Genomic DNA, 19,939 nt, shown 5'->3' on the forward strand with positions numbered 1-19,939 from the left:
TACAGCTGTAATAGAATAATTTCTAAATAACCAAAATGTGATTAAAGATATTTCAATGTAAACTAAACCTTTAAGTCTTGAGTAAGATTTTTTAAAGTTGCAATAAAAGGCTGTTTTGTTAAAACCTCTCCAGTCGCAGCTTTAATAGCATTAGCCAAAGCACCTCCTGCTGGTGGTAAACCTGGTTCGCCTAATCCTGTAGGAGATAATTCATTTTTAACAAAATGGGTTTCTACGATTGGAGTTTCTTTCATTCTGATTAAACGATACGTATTAAAATTGACATCTTGAGGTTGTCCTTTTTCAAAAGAAAAGTCTCCATACATCGCATGACCAATACCATCGATAACACCACCTTCAATTTGGTTTTTTGCTCCTGTAGGATTCACTACTATGCCACAGTCAACGGCAACAGTTACTTTTTCAACATATGGTTGTCCGTTTTTTAAGGTGATATCTACCACTTCTGCAACATGAGTATTATGGCTGTAATAAGCTGCAAATCCTTGATGTACGCCAGTATTACTTTTTCCCCAATTGCTCTTCTCTTTAGCTAGCTTAATAGTATCTATCATTCGTTTTGCGGAATATTCTATGCTAGAATCTTTACCATCTTCAACATTTGCTAGTAAATCTAGACGAAGTTGTACAGGATCTATTTGTAATTCTCCTGCTAATTCATCAAAGAAACTTTGTTCTGCAAAGGCTAAAAAGTTGGTGTAAGGTGCACGCCAAGCTCCTGTAGTAATATTACTTTTATAGTTTCCAGATTCTACCTTATAATTCTTTATTGCTCCTGCAGGAAAGAAATTAGGAATTAAGCCATACATATTTGAATTGATTGCTGCTTCTTTAAGATGATAACCCGTTACTTTTCCATCTTTAATTGACGCTTTAATTCTGTATTTAATTGCAGGTCTATAAATTCCCGCAGCCATATCATCTTCTCTCGAAAAAATCACTTTTACAGGTTGTTTCGTAATATTGGATATTTCAGCAGCTTCTAGAGCGAAATCACCATAAAGGCGACGTCCAAATCCTCCACCCATTCGAGTCATTTCTAAATGAATATCTTCTGGTTCTCTATCTATAAGGTTTGCAATACGTCTTGCTGTACCAGCGGGTGTTTGTATTGGTCCTACAAGATGTACTTTGTCATCAGTAACATTTGCATAAAAATTCATAGGCTCCATACAATTATGCGGTAAAAAAGGAGACTCGTAGGTGCGTTCTATAACTTTATCGGCTTCGGCAAATGCTTTTTTTACATTGCCATCTTCACGACGAACATCTAATTTTTTACTATTTAGAATGTTGTCTAATTCTTTGTTATGGTTAGTTGTACTTTCTAAAGTCCCATCATCTTTCCATTCAACGTTCAAGGCTTTTTTTCCCTTCATTGCTGCCCAAGTATTAGAGGCTAATACGGCTATTTTATCACCAAACTGAACTACATTAGAGACACCATTTACAGCTTTAGCATCTGTAGCATCAAATGAACTTATCTTTTGTCCGAATGCTGGTGGGCGAGACACAGAAACGTATTTCATACCTTCTGCAGTATAGTCTAATCCAAATAATGGTTTTCCCGTAATAATGTCATCTATATCTACATTAATGGCATCCTTGCCGATAATTTTATAATCTTTTGGCGATTTCAAAGTCACATCTTCTGGTACTTCTAAAGCTGCGGCTTCATTAACCACATCTCCATATCCTAATTCTTCACCATTATTATTTTTTATAATACCATTTGAAGCTGTACAGGATGAAGCATCAACTCCCCATTTTGCAGCAGCAGCATTGATTAGCATTTGTTTTGCTGTAGCTCCTGTTTGGCGCAAAGCATCCCAACCAAAACGAATAGACTGGCTTCCTCCAGCAACTTGTCTTTGAAAATTTTCTGTATCTAATGCTCCTTGCTCAACTGTTACTTGTTCCCATGGTACATCCAATTCTTCAGCAATTAACATTGGCATCGATGTTTTTACACCTTGTCCAATTTCTGGATTGGGTGAAAAAATAGTAACATAACCATTGTCTGCAATTTTAATAAAAGCATTGAAATCGTTGAAGTTGAGTTTTGATACATCAACAGGTGGAACAGCTGCTTCTTTACAAGAATTAAAAAGGTTAAAACCTATTAAAAGTCCTCCGCTCGCAAGTGCAGAGGTTCTAATGAAATTACGTCTGCTAAATGTTATTTTGTTTTGATTTTCCATGATAAGTTAGCTTAAGACATTTTTTTTGCAGCTAAAGCCACTGCTTTTTCTATTCTGTTATAACTCGCACATCTGCATAGGTTGCCATGCATGGCATTTCTAATAGATTCATTATCGGGATTTGGATTCTCCTTTAAAAATGACGTAGCTGTCATTATTTGTCCGGCTTGGCAATAACCACATTGCGGAACGTCTAGCTCTTTCCAAGCCTGTTGTACAGGATGCAATTTGTCTTTTGCTAAACCTTCGATTGTTGTTATTTCAGAACCTTCTAATCGCGAAGCTGGTAATAAACAACTTCGAGTTGCTACACCATCTATATGAACAGTGCACGATCCACACTGGCCAATACCACAGCCAAATTTTGTGCCTACTAAATTGAGTTCATCTCTTAGAACCCAAAGTAGAGGTGTGTCCGAATCGACTACTACACTTAGGTTTTTCCCGTTGACTTTTAGATTATAACTTGCCATAAGCTTTATTTTATTCTTCTAAAGTTAATGTATTTTATTGAGTTTTTTTAGAATTTAACAACTCTTGATAATCTTCTTTAGTATCAATATCTACCAAATTGGCATTATCTAATGAAACAATATCCTGCCTGTTAGAATTTAAAAATGCCTTTGCACCTTTATCCCCTTGAAGTTTTAATAATTCATCAAAATGAGTTTTAGAAATTATGGCAGGAACACCGTAGGTTTTATTATAAGTTGAGACTACAATTTTTTCTTCATGATTTTTATAAGTAGCAATCATACTATTTATGTATTGTGTTGTTATAAATGGTTGATCCCCTAATAGTAATAAAACCGCATCAAATTTTTGGTTGGATATATGCTGAATTCCTGCAACTATACTAGAACTCAATCCAGATTTATATTCAGGATTAAAAATAGTCTCAATTTTGTATTTTGAAATAGATTTTTCAACTGCCTTATAATTTGCACCTAAAACACAATAGGCTTTATTAACATCTGAATTTAAAGCATTTTCAATTACCAAACCTAACAATGTAGTGTTACCAAAAGGTAATAATTGTTTGGCAGTATACATTCTGGTAGAACTACCTGCAGCTAGAACAAGAATCGTAATATTCATTTATTGATTTTGTTTATGCTAAAGTTATTTAAAATATTGGTTTTTAAATCTATTCGATAGCCTTATTCCTTATTTTTGCTAAAAAAAGAATGTCTATAATAGAAAACTTAAAATGGCGTTATGCCACCAAAAAATTTGATACTACAAAATTACTTTCAGAGGAAAAACTCAATATTTTAAAGGAAGCCTTCAACTTAACCGCATTGTCTTATGGTTTACAAACCCTGAAATTGGTTGTAGTTGAAGATAAAGACACTAGAGAAAACCTTTTAGAATGCTCATATGGACAGCGACAGGTTGCAGATGCTTCCCATTTACTAGTGCTTTGTATTCAAACTGAAATAAATAATGACGATGTAAATGAACATTTTGATACAATTAAAGAAGTAAGAAATACACCTGACGCTATTTTAGAACCATTTAAAGCGCAATTAAAATCTACATTAAATAAAATGCCAACTGAAAAGAAGTTCGATTGGGCGACCAAACAGGCTTATATTGCTTTAGGAAATTTATTGACTGTTTGTGCTGTTGAAGGTATTGATAGTTGTCCGATGGAAGGTTTTATACCAGAGGATTTGGATAAAGCATTACGGTTAAAAAAACATGGTTTGAATTCCGTACTGATGCTCCCTGTTGGTTATAGAGCCGAAGATGATATGTTTGCTGACTTTAAAAAGGTAAGAAAAAAGTTGTCAGAGACTGTTATAGATTTATAAGTGTTCTCCAAAAATAAGACTTTCAATATACTATATTTGCTAGTATAATTTCAATTTTTAATTTAAGTAGAATTTATGCCTGGATTTGAATTATTTAGTGACCTAGAGCGAAAAGAAGTTAATGATGTTTTGGACAACGGCGTTTTAATGCGCTATGGTTTTGATGGCATGCGTAAAGGTCATTGGAAAGCCAAAGAACTTGAATCTGAACTTGCTAAAACATTTGGTTCTAGTCATGTTCAATTAGTCTCGAGCGGTACTGCTGCTGTTTCAGTAGCTTTGGCATCAGCAGGAGTTGGAGCAGGAGATGAGGTCATAATGCCAACATTTACATTTGTAGCGAGTTTTGAAGCGATTATGATGTTAGGTGCCATTCCTATTTTAGTAGATATTGATGACACATTAACACTAGATCCTAAAGCTGTTGAAGCTGCAATAACACCAAAGACTAAAGCTGTTATGGTGGTGCAAATGTGTGGAAGTATGGGAGATATGGATGCGTTGCGAAAGGTTTGCGATACCCATAATTTAATTTTTGTTGAAGATGCTTGCCAAGCTATTGGAGGAACGTACAAGGGTAAACCTTTGGGAAGTATCGCAGATATTGGTTGTTTTTCTTTCGACTTTGTAAAAACTATTACCTGTGGCGAGGGTGGAGCAGTAGTAACTAATAATAAAGATTATTATATTAACGCAGATCATTATAGCGATCATGGACATGACCATGAAGGCAATGATAGAGGAGCAGAAACTCATCCATTCTTAGGTTATAATTTTAGAATTTCAGAATTGCATGCAGCAGTAGGTTTGGCACAAGTGAGACGATTACCAGAGTTTATTGCTATTCAAAAACGAAACTATACCATTTTAAGAAACGCATTAGCTCAAGTACCTGGAGTGACATTTAGAAAAGTTCCGGAAGGTGGCGAGGAAAGTTATGCATTTTTAAATTTCTTTATGCCAGATGCTGAGTCTGGTTTAAAAGTAGCAGAAGCATTTAAAACAAATGGTATTGATGTGTGTTGGAATTACTACCATAACAATTGGCATTACATAAGAAAATGGGATCATCTTAAAGAATTAAAGTCGTTATTCCCTATTTCTAAAGAAGTTAAAAAAGGTTTAGACTATCTTAAAACTAAAACCTTTGAACAGTCGGACGATTATATTTCGAGAAACATGTCTTGTTTAATTAAATTGTCTTGGACGGAGGATGAGGTTAAAGCACGCGCTGAAAAAATGGTCAATTGTATTAAAGAAGTTTCTATATTATAATATTGATTTGTATCGTGTATTGGTTTTGTATAGGCTAAAAATTAGTATCTATTATTTCCGATTCATAGTTTTATAAAAAATAGCGCTATGAAAGTAAATTACATTTTAATTGTCTTTGTTTTTAATTATAGTCTTTTGTCATTTTCTCAACAAATGCCAATTGATTTCTCTGATAGTCAAGATATTTTTATGACATTTGGTAATAGTAGTTTTTCATCTATTGTGGATCCTGAAGATTCAGCAAATAGCGTGGGTCAACTTGTAAATGATGGAACAGAACCTTGGCAAGGTTTTTATATGGACCTAGTAGCTCCTGTTAACCTTGATGAATCACAAGTAATAACTTTATCTTTTTATCAATATGATTCTAACCCTCATAACATTTTAGTAAAATTAGAAAATGGTGATGATTCGGATGTAGAAGTTGTTCAGAATGTATCAGGTACTAATTGGACAAACAATATAAGCTTTGATTTCGCTAATGCATTTTATAGTGGAACCAATACTGCTGTAAATGCCACTGGGTCTTACAGTAGGTTAACGATTTTTATTGACGGAGGAGAGACCATATCTGGAACGTATTTGGTGGACGATATCGATGATGGTACAGAGCCAATAGATCTGCATGCTTTAGATATTGTTTATTCCGATTTGGTTTGGTCGGATGAGTTTGATACTAATGGTGCTATAGATTCTAATAAATGGTTTCATCAAACCCAATTACCTGCTGGTGGAAGTTGGTTTAATGGGGAAGAGCAACATTATACCAATCGAATTGAAAATTCTTTCGTAGATAACGGATTTTTAAATATTTCTGCAATCAAAGAGCCTTTTACAGATCAAGGTCAAACAAAGGAATATACGTCAGCGCGTTTGAATTCGAAATTTGCTTTTACTTACGGTAGAGTAGATGTAAGAGCAAAATTACCTTTTGGAGATGGCACTTGGCCAGCAATTTGGACTCTTGGAAAAAACATAAATGAAGCTGGCGCCTATTGGCAAACACAAGGTTTTGGTACAACGGGATGGCCAGCTTGTGGCGAGATAGATATTATGGAACATGGACTTGGCGCTACAAACCATGTCAGTAGTGCTCTACATACACCTTCTAGTTTTGGAAATACTATGAATTTTCAGTCTTATGAATTAAATGATGTGGCCAATGAGTTTCATGTATATTCTATGAATTGGTCACCCAATCAGATTACTTTTTTAATTGATGATGTTGGTTTTTATACCTATAATCCAACGGTAAAAGATGATAGTACTTGGCCATTTTATGAAGATCAGTATTTACTTTTAAATGTGGCTATGGGTGGAGTAGCTGGTGCTATAGATCCTAATTTTGTACAAAGTAATATGGAGATTGATTATGTGAGAGTTTATCAGAATTCACTTAGTGTTGATGAAGTATTTACTAAAGAGTTATATGTTTATCCTAATCCAACTTCAAATGTCATCAATATTATTTCTGAAGAAAATATTGATAGTATCGAATTGTTTAACCCAATGGGACAATTGGTAATTAATAAAAGCCAAAAAACTAAGCAATTAGATATTGCAACCTTAAATTCTGGAGTTTATATTTTAAAAATAAATTCTGGAGAAGTATCTACGATAAGACGAGTAATAATTAACTAGTAATTTACATACTCAACAATTTCTAAACCATAACCAATCATACCAACACGTTTGGTTTGGAGGCTATTAGAGATGAGTTTTAGTTTACTGATTTTTAAATCATGAAGTATCTGTGCTCCAATACCAAAATCTTTAGTATCCATTCCTATACTTGGTGCTTTTACCAATTTACCTTCAACTTGGTTTTCCTTTAGCATGGATAATCGTGTCAGTAAGTTTATAGATTCTGCCTGCTGATTAATAAATATAATAGCACCCTTTCCTTCAGTATTAATAACATTAAACATGTCATCTAACTTTTTATCAGCGTTATTGGTTAAAGTACCTAAAATATCATTATTTACTAAAGTATTATTTACGCGCGTTAGAATAGGTTCATTAGAATTCCAAGTCCCTTTTGTTAGGGCTATATGTATTTGATTATTTGTGGTTTGTAAGTAAGCCCTAAGTCTAAACCTACCAAAACGTGTTTCAATATCAAAATCTTCTTTCTTTTCAATTAGCGAATCATACTCCATACGATACGCCACTAAGTCTTCAATAGAAACAATTTTTAAATCGAACTTTTTAGCCACTTGCAAAAGTTGAGGTAAACGTGCCATTGTACCATCTTCATTCATTATCTCAACGATGACTCCAGCAGGTTCAAAACCAGCTAAACGTGCAAAATCGATAGCCGCTTCTGTATGGCCAGTTCGTCTTAAAACTCCACCTTCTTTGGCCACTAAAGGAAAGATGTGTCCAGGTCTCGCCAATTCAAATGCCTTGGTATCTTTTTTAACTAAGGCTTGTACTGTTTTTGATCTATCACCAGCAGAAATCCCTGTGCTTACTCCATTTCCTCGCAAATCTACAGAAACTGTAAATGCTGTTTCCATGGGATCTGTATTATTTCTAACCATCATGTTGAGCTCTAAATCTTCACAACGATGTTCTGTTAGTGGTGCACAAATTAAACCTCTACCATGAGTTGCCATAAAGTTAATCATCTCTGGCGTCACTTTTTCTGCAGCTGCTAAAAAATCTCCTTCATTTTCTCTGTTTTCATCATCAACTACAATAATGATTTTGCCCTGTCTAATGTCTTCAATGGCTTCTTCAATTGTATTTAAGGTTGTTTTGGTATTCACAGTATTGTTTATCATAGTGCTAAAATATAATACAAAGGTACGTTATTTTAAATTTTGAAGTTAGTTTGAAACTCACTTTGATTAATTTACAATCTATTTAATTTTTAGAAGTTTTGTTAGATATAAGTGCGTCATCAATTTGTTTTTTCTGAATGAAGTAAAATATAAAATAGAAAGGTAATCCTAACAATACATAGAGAAGTGCATTAATACTTTTTGGTTTACCCAAATGCTTATATAAATCTGAGTGTTTAGAAAAAGATTTTATGAGTGAAAAAATAAAAATCACATAAATGACAAGACCAATAATAAAAAGGGTATTCCCAAGAGTCGGAAAATTATTGTTTTCAAGTATTCTTCCAGTAACTGAGAATGCTGTTGAAATGATGGATGTAATAAGTGCCAGTTTAGAATCTTCTTCGTATGCATTTTTTAAACGAAGTGCCTCTTCATAGTGTTCATTCTTTAAATTACCAGTCAGCTTTAATTCTTGTTTGGTAATTCCTCTGGAATCTAAAATTGAAACGGCAGAGTTTTTATATTCAACCTTAAAATCTGAAGGATTATAATTCTTAATTATACTTTTTAATTTATCGTTATCATAATTTAATAACGTTTTGTATTCATTTGAATTTATATCAAATTCAAGATTACTAATAGCATCTTGTTTCTTCTTTATTCCGAACAGTTTTTTTAATGGCTCTAAAATACTGTCAATTTCAAAAGCTCCTTTATCGTTTGTAGCTCTAGATGTTAGATAGATACTTAGAGGCAGCATAATAGCTGTTGAAAGCCATGCTCCAATAATTGGACTAAAACTTCCTTTTTCTGCACTGTTTTTTGCAAAAATACCGAAGAAGTAATACGTTAAAAATAAAACTATGGCAATAACCATCGGTAGACCAAGTCCACCTTTTCGTATAAGTGCACCAAGTGGTGCACCAACAAAAAATAGAATGATACATGCAAATGCTAAAACAAACTTATCGTGTAGCACTATAATATGTTTGTTTAGCCAAATAGCCTTAGTTTGTGCAGTTTTTTCATTACTATCTAATATTTGTTTTGTACTGTTTGATGAATTTACGGCTAAATTTAAAATCTGAATTTTACTATTATTAGTAGTGAAAAGATCTAAGATATTACCAGTATAAAGTGAATCTTTTTTAGGCACTTGCATATTTAAATTTAATGCAGGATAATTAGTTCTATTATATAGTGTTTTTGATAACTTATTATAATCCTCTATTTTTTTCGTGTTCAAACTATCAATTGTATAATTGAGTTGTTTAACATCTAGCATATTATATCTGTCTGAGTGCGTTTTCTCGTCTAAATCCTCAGAATTTAAAATCTCTAAATCTACATTTATGATATATTTATCAAAATAGCTTTTAGCATGTGGTTTATCCGAGTTTTTTCGTGTATCTTTATTAACAACTTCTTGGTAACGATTTCCGTTTATTAGTTCTAATTGGAGAACGTTAGAATCTGGACTGCTTTTTAATTCTCCTTTTTCAGCAACAATTACTGTATAATTTCCGCTGCGTGTTTTGGCTTTTTCATGGATGATGACGTTCTGAAGAAATTCTCCATTATCACCACTTTTCTCTTCTACCTTAATATTAATGTTACCAATGTCATTAAATTGTCCTTCAGCTATAGCAAGAGCAGGTTTTTTCTTTGCAATATTTCGTCTAAGGTTATAAAAGTTGTACTCTCCCCAAGGAATTACATTATTAGCAAAGAAGAAACAACCAATACCAAGTGCTACAATAAATACACTTAGACTTCGCATGGCACGCTGCAATGAGATACCAGTTGATTTCATTGCTGCAAATTCATAGTTTTCGGCAAAGTTACCAAATACCATTATAGATGATAACAGAACAGTTAAGGGCACAACCAAAGGAATTAGCTTTGGCATGTAATACAGAATAAATTTTGCAGTTACTGATACATCTAAGTCTTTACCAGCAAGTTCAGCAATGTAGAGCCATACTCCTTGTAATATAAAGATGAACATAAATATAATAAAGACGCTAAAAAACGTCCTTAAGAATGTGATAAGTATATACCTATCTAATATTTTCATGCACTAATTCTTATTTATCTCAATGGTTACATATAAGTATCTATTTATGTATGATTCTGGCTCAGTTACTAAAATAGATATTTCACTATACTTTAATCAATTTTATTGATATAGTAATCACTGTACTTAACTTCGTCAAATGTAAATAAGGTTTTTGAGATAGGCTGGTCGGTTTTAAAAGAATTAACAGTTAATGTTGTTTTTGTTCCGTTTTTACCAACTTCTATTAAGTTATAAATATGATTAGTAGTGGCATCTATGCCTAACAATACGTGTTTAATTTCAGAATTAGTATCTATAGGGTTTAATTTTACGTACTGAATCTTTCTGCCCTTTACAGTCTGAATAATATCCATTTTGTACGTATAACCATCTTCGTAAAACGATAACATTTTACTTGGGGTAATGGTATTTTCATCTTCAGAGTTATCCGAAGAGATAGTGACTTCCTCGTCTTCTGGACTAATAGTATATAAAGTTTTTCCGTCAAAAATACGAGTTACACCTAAGATGTTTAGTTTGTATTTTTCTCCTTCAATAACGACATCTCCTCGTGTTTCTTGCGAAATATTTTCATTAACGTTGTTTAATTCGTATTTAAAGTCTAAACTAATGTTTTTATAAGCTTTAATTTTTGTGCTTACTTCATTTAATAATGTTTCGGCTTTTGCATCACTTTGCGCAAAAGCTACAAGTCCAAATGCTAGAAATGCTATTACAAATAAATTTTTACTCAAAGTATTTATTTTATTCTTTTTGTTTTCGTGAATCTTTGATTTCATCTTTATTACGTCTGTTGTCTTATTAATTTTTTTCATTTTCTAATAATTGATCTAAAGCTACTAAATCTGGCACTAATACTTGTCTTGCTTTACTACCTTCAAAAGAACCTACAATTCCTGCAGCTTCTAATTGATCTATAATTCTACCAGCTCTGTTGTAGCCTAACTTTAATTTTCGTTGTAGTAAAGAAGCCGAACCTTGCTGTGATGTCACAATAATTTCTGCCGCGTCTCTAAACAACTTATCTCTGTCTGATATATCTATATCAAGATTTGTGCCACCTTCCTCACCAACATATTCTGGCAATAAATGAGCGTCTGGATACGCTTTTTGAGAACCAATAAACTCAGTTACTTTTTCAACTTCTGGTGTATCAACAAAGGCACATTGAATACGGATTAAATCATTTCCTTGCGTATAGAGCATATCTCCACGACCAATTAATTGGTCTGCTCCAGAACCATCTAAAATAGTTCTCGAATCAATTTTACTGGTGACTCTAAATGCAATACGTGCTGGGAAGTTGGCCTTTATAATACCAGTAATTACATTTACTGAAGGACGTTGTGTTGCAATTATTAAGTGAATACCAATGGCACGAGCCAACTGCGCTAAACGTGCAATTGGTGTTTCTACTTCTTTACCAGCCGTCATTATTAAATCCGCAAACTCATCAACCACCAGAACAATGTATGGTAAAAATGCGTGACCATCATTTGGATTTAATTTTCTAGCTTTAAACTTAGCATTGTATTCGGCAATATTTCTACAAAATGCGTTCTTAAGCATTTCATAGCGATTATCCATTTCAATACAAAGTGAGTTCAACGTATTAATCACTTTTGTATTATCTGTAATAATAGCATCTTCACTATCTGGTAACTTTGCCAAATAATGACGTTCAATTTTATTGAATAATGTAAGTTCTACCTTTTTCGGATCAACAAGTACAAACTTGACTTCTGCAGGATGTTTTTTGTACAATAAAGAAGTTAAAACTGCATTCAATCCAACCGATTTACCTTGACCAGTAGCACCAGCCATAAGTAAGTGAGGCATTTTTGCCAAATCTACAACAAAGGTTTCGTTACTAATAGTTTTACCAAAGGCAATAGGCAATTGCATTTCAGATTTTTGAAATTTCTGAGAGGCAATAACCGAACGCATCGATACAATCGTAGAATTCTTATTAGGTACCTCAATACCAATAGTTCCTTTTCCTGGAATTGGTGCTATAATACGAATGCCCAATGCTGCAAGCGATAGAGCTATATCGTCTTCTAAATTTTTAATTTTTGAAATTCTAATACCTGCTTCTGGAACAATTTCATAAAGTGTAACCGTAGGACCTATAGTTGCTTTAATGCTACTAATTCCTATTTTATAATTTCTTAGTGTTTCAACAATTCTATTTTTATTTTCTTCAAGTTCTTCTTGATCAATAGAAATGCCTTCGTTGTCATATTTCTTTAATAAATCTAGAGGCGGAAATTGGTATTTTCCTAATTCCAGAGTTGGATCAAACAGTCCAAAGTCTTCAACAAGCTTATCTGAAAGATTATCGATTTCAGATTTTTCTTCTTCAACCGTTTCCACTTCCATTTTTAATTCTGGTGTATCAACTGTCTCTTCTTTTGGCTTTTCGGCGACTTCCATTTTTAACTCTTCATCCTTAGTGTTTGGCTTAGAATAGTTGCTTATGGTTGGCTCAGGCTTATCTAATGGAATCTCGAAAGCAGATTTTATGGCTTCAGCTTCTTCAGTTAAACTATTATCTATAATTACAGTTGGTTCTGAAGTATTTGATTCTTGATTAAAGTCGTCTTTAATGTTACGTTTTGCACGCTTAAAGAGGTTTAAAAATGTATCTCCGGTAACTTTAAATCGAATGGCTAGGTATGCAATAAGTCCAAAAAGCAGTAATAGTGCAGTGCCTATTTTACCAATATAATCTTGAAAGAAATGATTCATTTCGAAACCTATAGTTCCACCAAGAATATCATATTTGTGTGTAAAAAAACCAAAGAAAATGGATAACCAAATAATAATTAATGTTCCCCAAATCCAATGTTTACTTAATTTCGCTATCTTCAAATTTAAAGTTACGTACACACCAGATAGAAATACTAAGCCAGAAAAAATAAAGGACGGAACACCAAAGCCTTTGGTAATAAAAAATTCACTCACCCAAGCACCTAATTGGCTCGCCCAATTTTTGTATTCTTGAGAACGCTCAGGAAATGTGCTCAAAACACTTTGGTCTTCCTTGCCAGTAAAAACAAAAGATAAAAATGATATAAAAAGGAGTACCCCAAGAATGATTAACAAGCTACCAAAAACAAGTTTTTGCTGGTTCGATAATTTATATGACCGCTTTTTTGCTTTAGCTTTTGGCTTTGCTTTAGTTGTGGTTTTCTTTTTAGTTGTTTTTTTTGCCATTTTATGCCGAATTTATTTCGGTAACTGGTTCCGAATTATCGGAAATTCATTTTTATTCTTTTGCTTTATTAGAAATACCATTTACATAGTCTTCTATAATATTTAAGTCTATGGCGAGTTCTGACCCTATAAATCCATTGATATCTTTATAAGTGATATTGTCATTGTAAAACTCTAAATACTTACTAGCCAAAGGCAAATAAGACCAGTGCCATTTTTCAAGGTTATAGCCCGTTCTTCCACTATCTTTTTGAGTATAAACTTGATAAAAACCAAAATCATTTGCGTTTGCATTTAACCAATCATATACAGTTTTTCCATTTCCACTGCTAAAATACGAATTACTTAAACTATTTAGGTCTAAATCTGTTCCCCAATGATGACGAGATGAGCTTGGCATAGAACTGTATTCTAAAATTTTCTGAGCACGCTCCAAAGGTTTAAGGTTATTATACATATTCCATTTACGTTCCCAAATGGCTTTTTGTTCTTTATAATTTCGTGTACCAGATAAAATTTTCAATACAATACCATCTTGCTTGGCTGCGTTGAGCATATCTAAAAAAGCACTATATACTTCTTTTTTAAGGTACAAGGTTTTTGCTGAGTGCTCAGAATTTACTTTGGTAAATGTCGTGTCTACTCTATATTCAAACTTTCCTAATACGAAGACTTTTGTAATAGCCTTATTAAGATTTTCTTCAGGTTTAATAGTATCTATTTGAATTAGATTATTTTCTGATGTATTGATTTTTTTATTTTTGAGATTACAACTTAGAACAAATAATATAATAGAAAATACAGCAAGAAAAGATTTCATTTTAAGTTTTAGGCTATTGAGAATATTTAATTCGACAAAAATACAAATATGTAACGTTTATAGTAATGCTTTTGGTATCTAAAGAATTTTAGGTAAATAAATGATGCCCGCTATAATCACAGCAATAATTGAAGCAATAAATACTGCACCAGCAGCAACATCTTTTATTAATCCAATTTTTGGGTGTTGTTCTGGGTGAATAAAGTCAGCAATGTATTCAATGGCAGTGTTTATGCCCTCAATACTCATTACCAAACCAATCATACTAATTTGCACTAGCCATTCTGTTTTAGAAATTTCAAAATAAAAACCAGCAATTGTAATTACAATCGCAATAAACAATTGAATTTTTATACTGGCTTCAGTTTTTATTAATATAAGCATGCCTTTAAAAGCATAGCCCACACTTTTTAATCTGTTAACTAAAAAAGAATCTTTTTTTTGCATAAAAATTATGCTAAGCTAGAAAGTGCGCTTTCATAATTTGGCTCATCTGCAATTTCAGAAACTTGCTCTGTGTGTAATATTGTTCCGTCAGTATTTATAACCACTATACAACGCGATAATAGCGTTTCAAAAGCGCCAGTTTTAAAGGTTAAACCATAATCATCACCAAATTTTCCTGTTTTATAATCAGAAAGACTCTCTACATTTTCTATGCCTTCTGCGCCACAAAAACGAGCCATTGCAAATGGTAGATCTTTTGAGATACACAAAACTTTTGTATTTTTTAGTTGACTTGCTTTTTCGTTGAATGTTCTTATAGATTGTGCACATGTGCCAGTATCTACACTTGGAAATATATTTAGCACCAATCTACTGCCATTATAATCTGCATTAGATTTACTTGATAAATCAGTTGCTGTAAGTTCAAAATCTGGAGCTTTACTACCAACAGACGGTAAATTTCCTATGGTTTCTACAGGTGTTCCCCCTAATGTTACTTTTGCCATTTTAGATAAATTTTATTGCGTTAAAAATAGCAACTTTTATGTGCTTTTCTATTAAATAAAAGATAATATTTAAAATTATTATGCGCTTATATCCAAACCTATGGAAAATTGAATTAATCAATTAATAATCAGTATTTTAATTTTTAAGATTTTGATTACTTGTGCATTTAATCGAAGTTATAGGTCGTTTAAACAATATATTGAGGGTATTTGCACGAAAATTTTAACTTAAAATACTCTAAATTATTAGCTGTAATTAAAACTCATAGACAAAACCCCTACATGTCGCTATTTAAACATTTTTTTTATGATATTTCAATTGCGAAAGTCAAAGATTCTTCTTAATCTCTTTATTGCTATAGGGATTTTAGCAATAGCAAACCTTTTTTCTGTTTATTTAATATTTAATTCAACTGGAATGGAAGAGAAGGTGCCAAGACTTCTTATCAAGTTCTTCAATGTTAATTTAGAAGCTAACTTGCCAGCTTATTTTTCATCACTAGTATTGCTTATTGATGGTATTTTACTCGCTTTAATAGCTTACGGAAGCAATGCGAAAGGAGGGAAATTTTGGCATTGGATTGTATTGTCTGGTATTTTTGTTTTTTTGGCATTGGATGAAATGATTCAAATCCATGAGCAACTTCGTGCACCTATGGAAACTCTTTTGGGCACAACAGGAATCCTTTATTTTGCATGGTTTATTCCCTATGTTGCTGTAACTATTATAATAGGTATAGCTTATTTTAAGTTTGTAAAGCGCTTACCTAAACGCACTTTGAAGCTGTTTATTTTAGCTGGTGTTTTATTTATTTCTGGAGCTGTAACAATGGAAGCTATTAGTGGCATGCATGCAGAAAAGCATGGGGAAAGTACCTTAACGTATGCTTTAATGTATAGTTTTGAAGAGTTGCTGGAAATGTCTGGAGCTGCTTTGTTTCTATATGCATTAATAGATTATATTACAATAGAATTTAACAGCCTTAAACTAAAATTTAAGCCTAAAGAAGATAAAAGTAAAAAGAAAAATAATGTAATTCTTGAGGCTTAATTGCTAAATGTTTTAGGACCAAGTTAGCGTAATTCAGCACCAAGCTTATTTTCAAAATTTGTCTGTAACTTAGACATAATCTTATCAATTTGCTTATCAGTAAGTGTTTTGTGTTTGTCTTGAATCGTAAAACTCACTGCATAACTCTTCTTGCCATCAGGTAAGTTTTTACCTTCGTAAACGTCGAAAAGATTAACATTTTTAAGCAACTGTTTTTCGGTTTGTTTTGCGATAGTATGGATTTCTTCAAAAGTGACACTGTTGTCTAATAACAATGCAAAATCTCGTCGTACCTCAGGGTATTTGGGTATCTCATTAAAGTTAATTTTGTTATACTGCGCCATCTCTAGCACGTTATCCCAATTAAAGTCTGCAAACAATACATTTTGAGAAATCCCGAAATGCTTTAACACTGACTTTTTTACTAATCCAAAATCAACAAGGTTTTTCTTTCCAATAGATAGGCTAATACCTTCACTAAGAACATCTGTTTTGGTCGGTGCAGATTTAAAACGGTTTAAACCTAATCGCTGTAAAACCGTTTCAATAGTTCCTTTTAAGTAGAAAAAATCACTTGGCGAGGTAGAAGCATTCCAACGTTCTTCAGATTTATTTCCTGTAACAAAAATAGATAAGTGTTTTTGCTCTTCTCTGTTATCTGTATATTGATGATATGTTTTACCAAATTCAAACAACTTTAAATCATCACGTTTTCTGTTGATATTATAAGACACAGCTTCCAAACCAGAGAACAATAAGGATTGGCGCATCACTTCCAAATCATTACTCAGAGGATTTAGCATTTTTACATTGTGCGCTTCATTTAAGTTTTCACTTAACTCAACGTATTTAGGTGTAGTTAATGAATTAGCCATAATCTCAAAGAATCCTTGAGAAGCTAATTGATTACCTATAATATTTTGGAGTTTATAATCTTCAAATCGGGAAGAATTAGAAATTGAAGCATTCAACTTCTCGGTTGTGCCAATATTGTTATAACCGTAAACTCTCAGTATTTCTTCAATAATATCCGCTTCGCGTTGTACATCATTTCTATACGCAGGTACTGTAAGACCCAAGCCAGCTTCAGTGACATTATTTACTTTTATATCTAAAGACGATAGAATACTTTTTATGGTTTCTTTCGGAATTTCTTCACCGATTAATTTCTTGGCATTATCAAAACTCAGTCGGACTTCAAAATCTTTTATTTTATTAGGATAGGCATCAACAATATCGCTTGTTATTTCTCCACCTGCAATGTCCATTATTAATAATGCGGCACGTTTTAAAGCGTATTCAGTAATGTTAGGATCAATACCACGTTCAAAACGGAATGAAGCATCAGTATTTAAAGCATGACGTTTAGCAGTCTTACGAATTGATACAGGATCGAAATAAGCACTTTCTAGGAATATATTGCTTGTACTTACTGAGACACCAGAATCAATACCACCAAACACACCAGCAATACACATTGGCTTTTCGCCATCGCATATCATTAAATCGTCTTCATGTAATTCGCGAATGACACCATCTAATGTTGTGAATTTTGTACCCGTTTTACAGGTTTTAACTTCAATCTTATTGCCCGAAATTTTATGAGCATCAAAGGCATGAAGCGGTTGACCCAATTCGTGTAATACATAGTTAGTAGCATCCACAATATTATTAATGGGTGATAAGCCAATAGCTTTGAGTCGATTTTGTAACCAAATAGGAGACGATTCAACTTTTAATCCAGAAATGGTGACACCACAATAACGTGGACATTTTTCTTTGTCCTTAACTTCGACATCTATTTTAAGAGATCTTGCATCTACATGGTAAGAACTTACTGAAGGAGTAATTAATTCAACAGAAATTTCGTGCTGCAGCAAACCGGCTTTTAAATCTCGCGCCACACCATAATGACTCATGGCATCTGCTCGGTTTGGTGTTAAACCAATTTCAAAAACATCATCGCTCTCAACCTTAAAAACCATAGAAGCAGGAGCTCCAATTTTTAATTTTTCATCAAGCACCATAATGCCATCATGCGATTCGCCTAAACCAAGTTCGTCTTCAGCGCAAATCATACCGTGACTTTCTTCACCACGAATCTTACCTTTTTTAATCTTCCAAGCTTCGCCTTCCGGAGTGTATAAGGTTGTTCCAATAGTGGCTACTGGCACTTTCTGTCCTGCGGCTACATTAGGTGCGCCACAAACAATTTGTAATGGAGCATCTGTACCAATATTTACGGTTGTTACTTTTAAGCGGTCTGCATTTGGGTGTTGCTCACAGGTTAAAACTTCGCCAATTACTATACCTTCTAATCCGCCTTTGACAGATTCGAAGCGTTCAATACCTTCAATTTCTAGTCCAAGATCAGTTAGTAATTCACCTGTTTTCTCAGCGTCCCAATCTATATTTATGAACTGTTTAAGCCAGTTGTATGATATCTTCATTCTTCGAATTTAATGCACGCAAAGATAGAACTTTGCATTAAGTAGGCAAAAGCCTAAAGAAAACATTTATATAATATTTTAGACCAAATAGTTCAAAAAATTTCCAAAAAGAAATGAGAAAATGTTTATATTAAAAACAGCTAGCTATTAAATAATTGTTGAGTTTCTTTTCGAAACTTAAGTTAAAGTGACTTTAAGACCTGAGATCGTGTCTTATAATTAAGTAAATTTATAATAACTAAATAATTTATAGATAAATGAAAACATTTTTAAGATACTTAACCGTTCTAGGTTTGGTTTTTAGTATCTCCTGTAGAGATACAAAAAAAGAAGAAGCAGAAATTGATTCTGCTGTAGAACAGATTGATGCTATTGAGGCAGAAACTGAAACAATTGAAAAAGAAATTGAAGAGGACGCTAAGGCATTAGAGGATGCGTTAAACGATTTAGAAATATAAACAATAAAGAAATGAAAAATTTAAAGTACATATTTTTAGTATTTACGGTATTTGCATTTGTAAATGCACAACCTATAACTGCCCAAGAAAAGAAAGAGAATGTCAAAGAGGCAAAGCAAAAAGTTAAGGACGAAAAGTCTAAACTAAAACAAGAGAAGAAGGAAAAGCGTAAAGAGCTTAATGATAGTAAAAAAGACATAAAAGAAGAAGCTGATAAGATTAAAGATTCTCGAAAAGACTTAAAGGAAGAAAAGAAAGCTCTTAAAGAAGAGCAAAAAGAATTGAAAGAAAAGTTTGAAAATGCTTCAGAAGAGGAAAAGAAAAAAATGAGAGAAGAAATGAAGGACAAGCGTTCTGAAATGAAGGAGAAAAAGAGTGAGTTGAAAGAAGGAAAAGACGAATTGAAGAAAAAGCGCGAAGAGTTTAAGGGAGATAGAACAGAATTTCGAAAGTACAGGTTAGAGCAAGTACAAGACAGAATTAAATCTACAGAGGATAAAATGACTAAAAGATCTCAATTTTTAGATAAAAGTAGCCTTCGTATAGAAGAAGCAAAAAAGAAACTTGCAGAAAAAGTTGCTAATGGATCTATAACAGCTGAGGAGGCTGAAAAAAAGCAAGAAAAAATAAAATTGGCGGAATCTCGATTGGAAAAATTAAAAGAGAACTTAGCTAAAGCAAAAGAGAGAGTATCTTCTCAAAAACAAAAACTAAGAAAAGTTGATCAATAGATTATGGCTTAATAAATTGAATAAAAAATGCGATGAAAATCGCATTTTTTTTTATTTGTAAGCTTTTTGTTGTT

Annotated in this window: 17 protein-coding genes; 6 read left to right on the forward strand and 11 right to left on the reverse strand. The window is 32.9% G+C overall.

What is annotated here, in order from left to right; genetic code table 11:
* Window positions 1–62: 62 nt before the first annotated feature.
* The 3 genes from SJY34_RS02145 to SJY34_RS02155 are packed head-to-tail and all read right to left on the reverse strand — an operon-like array spanning window position 63 to window position 3,320.
* Complete coding sequence (locus SJY34_RS02145) at window positions 63–2,222, reverse strand: molybdopterin cofactor-binding domain-containing protein (protein WP_400078465.1); 2,160 nt, start codon at window positions 2,220–2,222, stop codon at window positions 63–65.
* An 11-nt stretch (window positions 2,223–2,233) separates the two neighbouring features.
* Window positions 2,234–2,695: a (2Fe-2S)-binding protein gene (locus SJY34_RS02150; RefSeq protein WP_400078467.1), complete on the reverse strand. Its 462-nt coding sequence runs from the start codon at window positions 2,693–2,695 to the stop codon at window positions 2,234–2,236.
* A 34-nt stretch (window positions 2,696–2,729) separates the two neighbouring features.
* Window positions 2,730–3,320, reverse strand: coding sequence for an NTP transferase domain-containing protein (locus tag SJY34_RS02155; protein ID WP_400078469.1), 591 nt, complete (start codon window positions 3,318–3,320; stop codon window positions 2,730–2,732).
* Window positions 3,321–3,409: 89 nt separating this feature from the next.
* Here SJY34_RS02155 and SJY34_RS02160 point away from each other — a divergent pair, with 89 nt between their 5' ends.
* The 3 genes from SJY34_RS02160 (at window position 3,410) to SJY34_RS02170 (ending at window position 6,955) form a co-directional block, all read left to right on the forward strand.
* Window positions 3,410–4,039, forward strand: a complete 630-nt coding sequence (locus SJY34_RS02160; protein WP_400078471.1) for an NAD(P)H-dependent oxidoreductase — start codon at window positions 3,410–3,412, stop codon at window positions 4,037–4,039.
* Window positions 4,040–4,114: 75 nt separating this feature from the next.
* A complete protein-coding gene (locus tag SJY34_RS02165) occupies window positions 4,115–5,314 on the forward strand; it encodes a DegT/DnrJ/EryC1/StrS family aminotransferase (RefSeq protein WP_400078472.1) in 1,200 nt (399 codons plus the stop codon).
* Window positions 5,315–5,401: 87 nt separating this feature from the next.
* Entirely contained in the window at window positions 5,402–6,955 is a 1,554-nt protein-coding gene (locus tag SJY34_RS02170; RefSeq protein ID WP_400078474.1) for a family 16 glycosylhydrolase, read from the forward strand.
* On the opposite strand, the gene ribB is transcribed toward SJY34_RS02170, so the two are convergent.
* From ribB to tpx, 7 genes are all read right to left on the reverse strand, one after another.
* Window positions 6,952–8,100: a 3,4-dihydroxy-2-butanone-4-phosphate synthase gene (ribB, locus tag SJY34_RS02175; RefSeq protein ID WP_400078476.1), complete on the reverse strand. Its 1,149-nt coding sequence runs from the start codon at window positions 8,098–8,100 to the stop codon at window positions 6,952–6,954. The genes SJY34_RS02170 and ribB overlap by 4 nt on opposite strands.
* 82 nt (window positions 8,101–8,182) lie before the next feature.
* On the reverse strand, window positions 8,183–10,180 hold the full coding sequence (locus SJY34_RS02180) for an LptF/LptG family permease (protein ID WP_400078477.1): 1,998 nt from the start codon (window positions 10,178–10,180) through the stop codon (window positions 8,183–8,185).
* A 92-nt stretch (window positions 10,181–10,272) separates the two neighbouring features.
* On the reverse strand, window positions 10,273–10,998 hold the full coding sequence (locus SJY34_RS02185) for an outer membrane lipoprotein carrier protein LolA (RefSeq protein WP_400078479.1): 726 nt from the start codon (window positions 10,996–10,998) through the stop codon (window positions 10,273–10,275).
* Window positions 10,985–13,402: a DNA translocase FtsK 4TM domain-containing protein gene (locus SJY34_RS02190; protein ID WP_400078481.1), complete on the reverse strand. Its 2,418-nt coding sequence runs from the start codon at window positions 13,400–13,402 to the stop codon at window positions 10,985–10,987. The genes SJY34_RS02185 and SJY34_RS02190 overlap by 14 nt, the downstream gene beginning before the upstream one ends.
* 52 nt (window positions 13,403–13,454) lie before the next feature.
* A complete protein-coding gene (locus SJY34_RS02195; RefSeq protein WP_400078483.1) occupies window positions 13,455–14,222 on the reverse strand; it encodes a M15 family metallopeptidase in 768 nt (255 codons plus the stop codon).
* A 78-nt stretch (window positions 14,223–14,300) separates the two neighbouring features.
* Entirely contained in the window at window positions 14,301–14,669 is a 369-nt protein-coding gene (locus SJY34_RS02200) for a diacylglycerol kinase family protein (RefSeq protein ID WP_400078485.1), read from the reverse strand.
* 5 nt (window positions 14,670–14,674) lie between these two features.
* Entirely contained in the window at window positions 14,675–15,175 is a 501-nt protein-coding gene (tpx, locus tag SJY34_RS02205) for a thiol peroxidase (protein ID WP_400078487.1), read from the reverse strand.
* A 307-nt stretch (window positions 15,176–15,482) separates the two neighbouring features.
* On the opposite strand from tpx, the gene SJY34_RS02210 reads away from it, so the two are divergent.
* Window positions 15,483–16,226: a hypothetical protein gene (locus tag SJY34_RS02210; protein ID WP_400078489.1), complete on the forward strand. Its 744-nt coding sequence runs from the start codon at window positions 15,483–15,485 to the stop codon at window positions 16,224–16,226.
* Between the two features lie 23 nt (window positions 16,227–16,249).
* Here SJY34_RS02210 and pheT read toward each other — a convergent pair whose 3' ends face one another.
* Window positions 16,250–18,676, reverse strand: a complete 2,427-nt coding sequence (gene pheT / locus SJY34_RS02215; RefSeq protein WP_400078491.1) for a phenylalanine--tRNA ligase subunit beta — start codon at window positions 18,674–18,676, stop codon at window positions 16,250–16,252.
* Between the two features lie 257 nt (window positions 18,677–18,933).
* Between pheT and SJY34_RS02220 the strand changes: the two genes are divergently transcribed.
* Both SJY34_RS02220 and SJY34_RS02225 read left to right on the forward strand, forming a co-directional pair.
* Window positions 18,934–19,134, forward strand: a complete 201-nt coding sequence (locus SJY34_RS02220; protein ID WP_400078493.1) for a hypothetical protein — start codon at window positions 18,934–18,936, stop codon at window positions 19,132–19,134.
* An 11-nt stretch (window positions 19,135–19,145) separates the two neighbouring features.
* Entirely contained in the window at window positions 19,146–19,865 is a 720-nt protein-coding gene (locus tag SJY34_RS02225) for a hypothetical protein (RefSeq protein ID WP_400078495.1), read from the forward strand.
* The last annotated feature ends 74 nt before the right edge of the window (window positions 19,866–19,939 follow it).

This window comes from Winogradskyella sp. R77965 (genome assembly GCF_044594915.1).
Taxonomy (GTDB): domain Bacteria; phylum Bacteroidota; class Bacteroidia; order Flavobacteriales; family Flavobacteriaceae; genus Winogradskyella.